The organism is Proteobacteria bacterium CG1_02_64_396 (assembly GCA_001872725.1).
Lineage (GTDB): Bacteria > Pseudomonadota > MNWR01 > CG1-02-64-396 > CG1-02-64-396 > CG1-02-64-396.
Window position 1 is genome coordinate 1 of record MNWR01000035.1, and the last position, 9,583, is coordinate 9,583.

At 62.3% G+C, this 9,583-nt stretch carries 4 protein-coding genes, 1 pseudogene and 1 CRISPR repeat array; of the genes and pseudogenes, 4 read left to right on the top strand and 1 reads right to left on the bottom strand.

What is annotated here, in order from left to right:
- Nucleotides 1-180: pseudogene (locus AUJ55_04470) on the bottom strand (hypothetical protein).
- Between the two features lie 126 nt (nt 181-306).
- On the opposite strand from AUJ55_04470, the gene AUJ55_04475 reads away from it, so the two are divergent.
- From AUJ55_04475 to AUJ55_04490, 4 genes are all read left to right on the top strand, one after another.
- Nucleotides 307-2,580: a hypothetical protein gene (locus tag AUJ55_04475; protein OIO58885.1), complete on the top strand. Its 2,274-nt coding sequence runs from the start codon at nt 307-309 to the stop codon at nt 2,578-2,580.
- A gap of 758 nt (nt 2,581-3,338) precedes the next feature.
- Nucleotides 3,339-5,504, top strand: coding sequence for a hypothetical protein (locus tag AUJ55_04480; GenBank protein OIO58886.1), 2,166 nt, complete (start codon nt 3,339-3,341; stop codon nt 5,502-5,504).
- Nucleotides 5,501-6,151 carry a hypothetical protein gene (locus AUJ55_04485; GenBank protein OIO58887.1) on the top strand — a complete coding sequence of 217 codons (651 nt, stop codon included), beginning with the start codon at nt 5,501-5,503 and terminating at the stop codon, nt 6,149-6,151. Before AUJ55_04480 ends, AUJ55_04485 begins: the two co-directional genes overlap by 4 nt.
- A 226-nt stretch (nt 6,152-6,377) precedes the next feature.
- On the top strand, nt 6,378-7,028 hold the full coding sequence (locus tag AUJ55_04490) for a hemolysin D (protein ID OIO58888.1): 651 nt from the start codon (nt 6,378-6,380) through the stop codon (nt 7,026-7,028).
- 82 nt (nt 7,029-7,110) lie between these two features.
- Nucleotides 7,111-9,555: a CRISPR direct-repeat array (repeat unit 37 nt; unit sequence GCTTCAATGAGGCCGGAGCTAATTCGCTCCGGAAATA).
- Nucleotides 9,556-9,583: the final 28 nt, after the last annotated feature.

Below are 9,583 nucleotides of genomic sequence, written 5' to 3' on the forward strand. Positions count from 1 at the left end.
GGGGGCTGGGCGCTCGGCCATAAAGGGGGGGGGCGGGGTGGTCCGAGCCGGAGCCGGGGCTTCAATGGGCAGCGGCGGCGTCGCCAATTCGGCGGGCACACTCAGCCCCTCAATGGGCAGCTCCCGCACCCCAATGGTGTGCAGGTAGGTCAACAGGGCGTGGCGGTCGTCGGGATTCATGTTGAAATGGTGCGTTGCCTGTGCGGCGGGGGCAACCTGGGGTTAAGCTGGTCATGTCGGCAAGGAGGCCGGACAGATACGACCGGTCGTAGCCGTTTGATACCGTTGACTTCACCGCGAGAACCCATGGAGTCCAGCATGGCAGCCACCCCCGAATCCCCCAATCGCGTCACCCTGGGCCTGATGGATGGCCGCAGCCTGAGCGGCATCCTGCCGAAGTTTTCCCCCTTGATGGCGCAACTGCTCTTCGATCCCGACACCCCTTCAGGTGAAAAGCCGCGACGCATGTTGCTGGCCCGCGACGAGATCGCCTTCGTCGGTTTCCACCGCCAGCCCAATCAAACCCAACACCCCCAAATGCGCGGCATGGTCCCCCTCAAGGTCAAGACGGTGGGGCAGATCCTCTTCGAGGTGGTCTCGTTGATCGGGGCCGACAACCAGGTCGGCTTCTACGGCTACCCCATCGACCCTACCCACCTGTTTTACCGCATCTTTTTCTACGGGCCGGGGGTGCGTCAGCGCGAACGGATGGAGCCCTTGGGGGAATTGCTGATGGGGGAGGGGGTGATCGACAGGGTCGATCTCGACCGCGCCATCGCGGTGCAGCAGGCCGAGCGCAGCAAGCCGCTGGGGCAGATTTTGGTGGAGCAAAACAAGGTCGCCGCCGACAAGGTCGAGGAGGCGGTTTCGATCCAGGTGCGCAAGCGGATGCGGCTCGGTGAGGTGCTGGTCGAGGCGGGGCTGGTCAAACCCGAAGACATCGAAGAGGCGCTGAAGGAGCAGCAGAAAAAACGGGGTAAGAAGCTGGGCGACATCCTCATTGAGATGGGGGTAGTCGACGAAGTGCACATTGCCACCGCCCTGGCCTTGAAATTCCACCTGCCCTTTGTCGATCTGGACGAATACCCCATCGATCCCAAGGTGTTGGACCGAGTCGCCCACCGCATCGTCCACAAGTTCGGCATTTTGCCGGTGAGGGAGGACGAACGGACCCTGACGATTGCCATCAGCGACCCGCTGGCGACCGGTTACTACGACGTGCTGCGTTTTCAGGTGAAAAAGGCGATCAAAGAGGTGGTCGCCACCAAAACCCAGATCGAGGCCAAGCTGGTCGAGCTGCTGGGGGCTGGCGCCGAAGACGATGCCGACATCGACGCCCTCGCCGAGGATCTGGTGCTGGAGCACGGCATTTCGGCCCAGGATGAGCCGCTCAACGAGTTTCTGCTCAAGCGGGGCGCCGACGAGGCCCCCATCGTCAAGCTGGTCAACCAGTTGATTTGGGAGGGGCTCAGCAGCAGGGCCTCCGACATCCACCTGCTGCCCCAAGAAAAGGGGTTGGTGGTCGCCTACCGGGTCAACGGCGATTTGATCCACGACCGCCTTCTCGACAAGCGCATTCAGGCGCAGGTGGTCTCCCGCATCAAAATCATTGCCGGAATGGACATCTCCGAGCGGCGGTTGCCCCAGGATGGGCGGTTGCTGCTGCGCCGTCCCAAGGGGGCGCCGGTGGAGTTCCGGGTCTCGGCGATTCCCAACGTCTTCGGCGAATCGATTGTGATGCGGGTGCTCAACAAAGAGATGGCGGTCGACCTGCACAGCCTGGGGCTGCGCCCCGAGGACGAGGCGCGCATGGTCGATCTTTCGCAGCGCCCCTTCGGGTTGATTCTGGCCACCGGCCCCACCGGTTCGGGCAAATCGACCACCCTGTTTGCGGTGTTGCAGGGGGTGGTCGACCGCCCGGTGCATGTGATTTCGATTGAGGATCCGGTCGAGTCGCAGATCGAGGGGGTCAATCAGGTACAGGTCAACGCCAAGATCGGCATGACCTTCGCGCGCATCCTGCGCAACATCCTGCGCCACGACCCCGACGTGATTATGGTGGGCGAGATGCGCGATCAAGAGACCGCCTCCATCGGGGTCGAGGCGGCGTTGACCGGCCACCTGATGCTCTCGACCCTGCACACCAACACCGCCGCCGACACCATCGTGCGGCTGATCGATCTGGGTCTGCCCACCTACCTGATCGCCCCCGCTCTGCTCGGCATCATCAGCCAATCGCTGGTGAAAAAACTCTGCCCCGATTGCCGCACCCAAATCGATCCCGACGACGATATTTTCGACATTTTGCAAGGGCTTGGCCTGCCCTGCCCACCCCCCCTGTGGCAGGCCGGCAAGGGGTGCCCGACCTGCCACGACAGCGGCTATGCCGGACGGGCGATGATCTACGAATTCCTAGAGATCACCCCCCCGGTGCGCCAAGCGATCAAAGAGGGGAAGATGGGCAAAGAGCTCGAAGAGGTGGCGGTCGCCGGGGGGATGCTGCTCAAGCGGCAACACGCCCTGGAGCTGGCCAGGGATGGGGTGATTGCCCGAGACGATTTGCTCAGGATTTTGCTGTAGAGGGGGGTAGGAACGGTCCCCGACCGCGATGTGAAGGGGCGCCCCCTTCAAGGCCCCCCCCCCGAATCGCCCCGTAAACCCACCGTTCCATTCAGGGATGAAAAGGCCGCAGCGTGATGCCCCCCCTGCATCGGCGTCGGGGACGCCTCCTACAAAAGAGGTGCACCACCGTAGGAGCGCCGCCCTCGGCGCGATGTGAAGGGGCAAGACGTTGCATAGACCGCGAATCTCGCCCGAAGGGACCGATCAGCACATCAAAGGGGTGGTCGCAGCGTGATGCCCCCCCTGGGTTCGGCGTCGGGGACGCCTCCTACAAAAAGCAGGATTTGGGTTTTTCGTAGGAGCGCCGCCCTCGGCGCGATGTGAAGAGGCAAAGCGTCGCATAGACCGCGAATCTCACCCGAAGGGACCGATCAGCACATCGCAGGGGGCCTTGGCGTGATGCCCCCCCTGGGTTCGGCGTCGGGGACGCCTCCTACGAAGAGCAGGGTTTGGGGTTTTCGTAGGAGCGGTCCCCGACCGCGAATGAAGGGGCAAGACGTTGCATAGACCGCGAATCTCGCCCGAAGGGATCGATCAGCACATCGCAGGGGGGTGCAGCGTGATGCCCCCCCTGGGTTCGGCGTCGGGGACGCCTCCGACGAAGAGCAAGGTTTAGGGTTTTCGTAGGAGCGGTCCCCGACCGCGAATGAAGGGGCAACAAGGTCCCGTCAAGGCCGTCGCCCCCACCGCGTCGCCTCATCCCTCAAGGAGCCTTCATGAACGGTCAACCTGCTCCCCCCAACGACTTGGTCACCCTGGGGATGACCGATGGCCAAGAGATCAGCGGCACCTTGACCCGCTTCACCCCCATGAGCCCCCAACTGCTCTTCACCCGCTCCCCCGACGGCGACGAGCAGGTGATCCCCCGCGAGAAGGTCGCCTTTGTTGCCTTCCATCGCGCCCCCGGCCAAGCGACCACGCCCGACCGCCCCGGCATGGCACCCTTGAAGGTTCACACCCACAACGGGGGGGAGTTTTTGATCCTTACCCAGTTGGGGACCCACGGATCGCTCTGGTTTCACGGCTACCCGGTCGATCCCGACAGCCCTTTCCACCGCATCTTCTTCTTCCGCTACGGGGTGCGCAGCAAGGAGCGGCTGGAGCCGTTGGGGGCGATTTTGGTGGGGGAGGGGGTGGTGGCGGCCGAGCAGGTCGATCAAGCGGCGGCGATCCAAAAGGTCGACCGCGACACCCCCCTGGGGGCGATCTTGATCGAGCAGCGCAAGATCGAGGCGCGGCAGATCGAGCAAGCGGTGGCGCTTCAGGCCCGCAAGCGGATGAAACTGGGGGAGGTATTGATCGCCGAGGGGTTGGTGGAACGCAGCGACATCGAGGCGGCGTTGGCCGAGCAGCAGCGGCGCAGGGGACGCAAGCTGGGCGACATCCTCATCGAGATGGGGACGGTCAACGAAGGGCACATCTTGGCGGCGCTGGGGGTGAAGTTCGATCTGCCCCTGGTCGATCTTGAGGAATACCCGGTTCAGCCCGAGGCCCTCGCGCAGGTACCCCCCCACATCCAGCGCCGCTACGGCATCGTCCCCATCGCCCGCGACATGCGCAGCCTGACCATTGCCATCAGCGACCCTCTGGCGACTGAACCCTATGACATCGTGCGGGCCTTGGTCGATCAAGAGGTGCGCGAGGTGCTCGCCCCCAAGGGGCAGATTCAGGCGTTGATCGAGCGGGGCGGCCTCGCCGCGCCGGTGGTCGGCGAGGCGGGGGGGGCGACGCGGTTGGAGGCAACCTTGCGTCAGGCTTTGGCGCAAGGGGCGAAGGCGATTCACCTGTTGCCCCAGGCGGACGGTTTGGCGGTGACCTGCCACATCGAAGGGGGGTGGCAGCAGCTCGACACCATTGCATTGGCTGGGATGGGGGTGGCGGTTAAGGCGATCCTGCGGCTTGCCGCCATGGATCGGCTCGATCCGAGTCGTCCCCACCAAGGGTTGCTGCCGCTGCCGGATTCAAACCCGAGCGGGGAGGGGGAGCCCAGGCTGCTGCATGTGTCGACCCTGCCCACCCCCTTCGGCCCCAGCCTGATGCTGGAGCCGCTGCCCCCCAGCATCCCCCTTGAGCTTGCTCAACTGGGGTTGTCGCCCGAAGCACAAAGCCTGGTGAGCGACTGGCTGACCCAGCCCCACGGGTTGATCGTGGTGGCCGGCCCCGACGGCACGGGGTGCGACGCCACCGTGGATGCGCTGCTGGCGCGGGTGGCCGAGCGGTCCGGCCACGCCCTGGGATTGACCGAAACCCTGCGCCTCCCCCCACGGGGGGTGACCCTTTGGCCGGTCGCCCCTGGCACGACGGGGGCCGAGGCTGTGCAAACCGCCCTGCGCCACCGCCCCGACCTGCTCGCCTGCGCCTTGCCCATCGATGAAGAAGGCGCCGCGGCGGCGCTTCAGGCTGCGGAGCGGTTGCCGTTGCTGCTGCGGTTGCAGGCACATGACGCAGTGGGGGCGGTGGCGCAGCTACGTGCCCTGGGGCTGCCATCCCCCCAGTTGGCCGCGACCCTGCGGGGGATCCTCGCCCAGCGGCAGACCGAGCGTTTGTGCCCCGACTGCCGCCAGGGGGTGGCGCCCCATGACGAAATCCGGGGGCTGCTGCGGGCAGGTGGACGCCCCGACGATGGACCGCTCTTTCGGCGCGGGACGGGCTGCCCAAGCTGCGACGGTCAGGAGGTGAGCGGGCAGGTGTCGATCTGCGAACTGTTGGAGGCGACCCCGGCGGTGGGCCGGGCGCTGGCGGCCCAGGCGAGCGGCGACGATCTGCAAGCGGTGGCGGTGGCGGGGGGCATGAGGCCGTTGGCCGAGCAGATGCTGGCCTTGGCCAGGCAAGGCGAGGTGGCCGCCGAAACCCTGTTGCCCCTCGGCCCGGAATCCCCATGACCCCAACCAACGCCCCCATGTCGCTGGGCCTGCGCTTGTTTTTAAGCCTGTTCACCATGGCGATGGGGGCGATTCCGATTTTGTCGGCCTTCGACCTGGGGCCGGTGGGCGCCGCGCAGATCAACGGTCCAGCCTGGATGGGGCTGGCGGCGGGGAGTGTCTTCGTTGCGGCAGGGTTGGCGGTGCTGGCCCACGGAACCCGCTGGGCCAACCTTTTTGTCTTCCCGATTTTGCTGGGGCTGGCCGCCATGGCGACCTGGATCGGCTTCGGTCCGGGGGCGCGGGCCTGCGACGGGGGGCTATCGGTGCTGGGGTTCGTGCTCGAAAGCGGCAGCAGCGGCTGGATCTGCCGTGTTCCCTTCGGCTATGGCGCCATCGTCATCGACGCGGTGCTCCTCTTTTTTATGCTGACGGGGTTGCAAAAGCTGACCGGCGATCCCGAGCGCTGGAGCTGGCTGGGCAAGGCGGGGGAGGGGGCGATTTGGATCGCCGTGGCGCCGCTGATCCTGGTGGTGCTGGTTCCCCTGATCGTCCTCGGTTTGTGGGAGGCGTTGACCCTCCGCATGAAAACCGGCCAATGGCCCCGCAACGAGGGATTCATTCGCAAGCAAAGAGCCCAAGGTTTGTTGCAGCGGCTCAAACGCTGAGGCCCGGCACACAGCCTAGGAGCCTGTCGGGCTTGAGCGTCCGTAGCGAGCCGAGTGGGGAATCGAGGCCAAATTTTCACGGTTTTGAGGATCATAGTGGTGGCTATGTGACGAAAAACCGGGGGAATTTGGACCGATTACCCGCCGGCGCAGTAGGACGATCTCAAGTCCGACAGACTCCTAGCCCCCCCTTGACCACCTACGTAGAGCCGAAGGTTGAATCCGCATGACCGCTCCCACCGACCCCCGTGTGCAAACCCTGGGCGAAGAGATCGCCAACAGCGTCAGTCACGGCCTGGGGCTGCTGGCCGCCATCGCCGTAACCCCGGTTCTGATCGTGAAAGCCGTCCAGTTGGGGAATACCGGACTGGTCGTTGGATCGAGTCTGTTCGGTGCCTGTTTGATCCTGCTCTACCTCGCCTCGACCCTCTACCACGCCCTGCCCAGGGGCAAGGCCAAAGAGGTGTTTCAGATCCTCGAACACGCCGCCATTTTTCTGCTGATTGCCGGTTCTTATTCCCCCTTCACCTTGGGGATCTTGCCTGCCGTCTGGGGGTGGAGTTTGTTTGGAACGATCTGGGGGTTGGCGCTGGGGGGGGTGGTTCTCAAGGCGGTGACCCGAGAGGCCAGTCCAGTGTTGTCGTCCATCCTGTATCTAACCATGGGGTGGTTGATCGCTCTGGCACTGGGGCCACTGTCCCAGACGATGACGGGGGCGGGGATCGCCTGGCTGGTGGCGGGGGGGCTGGCCTACACCCTGGGGGTCCCCTTCTTCGCCCTGGACGCACGCTTGCGCTACAGCCATTTCATCTGGCACCTGTTTGTGCTGACGGGCAGCGGCTGCCATGTGGCGGCGGTGCTGGGGTATGGGGGGTGAGGGGCAGGGCCGTTTCAATCCACGCCCGGAATTTATTTCCGGGCGAATGGCTAGTGCAAAAGCCCGTCAGGATAAGCCCTACGCTTCAATGAGGCCGGAGCTAATTCGCTCCGGAAATACTTCCGGGGGTGTCCCCCTTCCGGGGGGTGTCCCCCCGCTTCAATGAGGCCGGAGCTAATTCGCTCCGGAAATAGTGATATCGATCGGCACAGTGCCGATCAATTTTGCAGCTTCAATGAGGCCGGAGCTAATTCGCTCCGGAAATAAAACCATCCAGGTCAACACCCCGTCTGGAATGTTCCGCTTCAATGAGGCCGGAGCTAATTCGCTCCGGAAATATCCGACGACCCCCCCATTGTCGCCGACCGCGACAGCGCTTCAATGAGGCCGGAGCTAATTCGCTCCGGAAATACCACCTGGTCCGCGTCCAGGGTCGCGGCGATCTCGCGGCTTCAATGAGGCCGGAGCTAATTCGCTCCGGAAATACTAACATGGCCGAGAGTTATTACCGGCCGAAGCCGCTGCTTCAATGAGGCCGGAGCTAATTCGCTCCGGAAATAACAGCGCGGGGGTCACGGGGGCGGTCATGAGATCCGCTTCAATGAGGCCGGAGCTAATTCGCTCCGGAAATACTCGCGACAACTCGGTCAGATCGTCGACCGACTGCCGGCTTCAATGAGGCCGGAGCTAATTCGCTCCGGAAATATGCGACGCTATTATTAATGGGGCGCCACTGAAATGAGCTTCAATGAGGCCGGAGCTAATTCGCTCCGGAAATAGGGGGGCGACGTGTCTGGGGATCGGACCTCTCTCGGAGCTTCAATGAGGCCGGAGCTAATTCGCTCCGGAAATAAGGGGTTCCGACTCTCCCTGCTGCCGATTGACCCAAGCTTCAATGAGGCCGGAGCTAATTCGCTCCGGAAATAGAATTACGGGCGTAATAAGGCGAATGGGGGGGATCGCTTCAATGAGGCCGGAGCTAATTCGCTCCGGAAATATTTTGAACTCTGTCGTTGCCGCGAATTTGGCGGGCAGCTTCAATGAGGCCGGAGCTAATTCGCTCCGGAAATACCGGAATATCGCCCGACCCACGGGCGAGAACGCCAAGCTTCAATGAGGCCGGAGCTAATTCGCTCCGGAAATACCTGCTGCCGAGTGAGATCAAAAAAAGCCCCAAGCCTGCTTCAATGAGGCCGGAGCTAATTCGCTCCGGAAATACTTGCCGAATTTTGCTTTTGTGATTCGTCCGCTAACGCTTCAATGAGGCCGGAGCTAATTCGCTCCGGAAATAATATTGCTCGCCCGCAATCGATAGATCCAGCAAGGGGCTTCAATGAGGCCGGAGCTAATTCGCTCCGGAAATAGAAAATCTGGCCACCCAGGCGACCGAATTCGACCGGCTTCAATGAGGCCGGAGCTAATTCGCTCCGGAAATATTCGGCGTCATAATAGCCGCCGGGGCCACTATAGAGCTTCAATGAGGCCGGAGCTAATTCGCTCCGGAAATACTTTTCGATTTTTTTGACCACAGACTTGAGTTTATTGCTTCAATGAGGCCGGAGCTAATTCGCTCCGGAAATACCAGCATGTCTTCCCCGTCATTGTCCTCCCAGTAAGCTTCAATGAGGCCGGAGCTAATTCGCTCCGGAAATAGACCCGTCGATTTTGATGGTCGGAGCTGTGTTTCCAAGCTTCAATGAGGCCGGAGCTAATTCGCTCCGGAAATATTGGGGAGATTTGCAGCGTCGAAACGCGGCAACCCGGCTTCAATGAGGCCGGAGCTAATTCGCTCCGGAAATACTTGCCGAATTTTGCTTTTGTGATTCGTCCGCTAACGCTTCAATGAGGCCGGAGCTAATTCGCTCCGGAAATAATATTGCTCGCCCGCAATCGATAGATCCAGCAAGGGGCTTCAATGAGGCCGGAGCTAATTCGCTCCGGAAATAGAAAATCTGGCCACCCAGGCGACCGAATTCGACCGGCTTCAATGAGGCCGGAGCTAATTCGCTCCGGAAATATTCGGCGTCATAATAGCCGCCGGGGCCACTATAGAGCTTCAATGAGGCCGGAGCTAATTCGCTCCGGAAATACTTTTCGATTTTTTTGACCACAGACTTGAGTTTATTGCTTCAATGAGGCCGGAGCTAATTCGCTCCGGAAATACCAGCATGTCTTCCCCGTCATTGTCCTCCCAGTAAGCTTCAATGAGGCCGGAGCTAATTCGCTCCGGAAATAGACCCGTCGATTTTGATGGTCGGAGCTGTGTTTCCAAGCTTCAATGAGGCCGGAGCTAATTCGCTCCGGAAATATTGGGGAGATTTGCAGCGTCGAAACGCGGCAACCCGGCTTCAATGAGGCCGGAGCTAATTCGCTCCGGAAATAGCGAGGAGGTGCTGAAGGTCTTCGGGGGGGTGCGTGCTTCAATGAGGCCGGAGCTAATTCGCTCCGGAAATATTGGAGGCTCATGCGATGTACCAGAAGTGGGCCACCGCTTCAATGAGGCCGGAGCTAATTCGCTCCGGAAATAGTGGCTTCCAAGGTCGTGCTCACGCGGG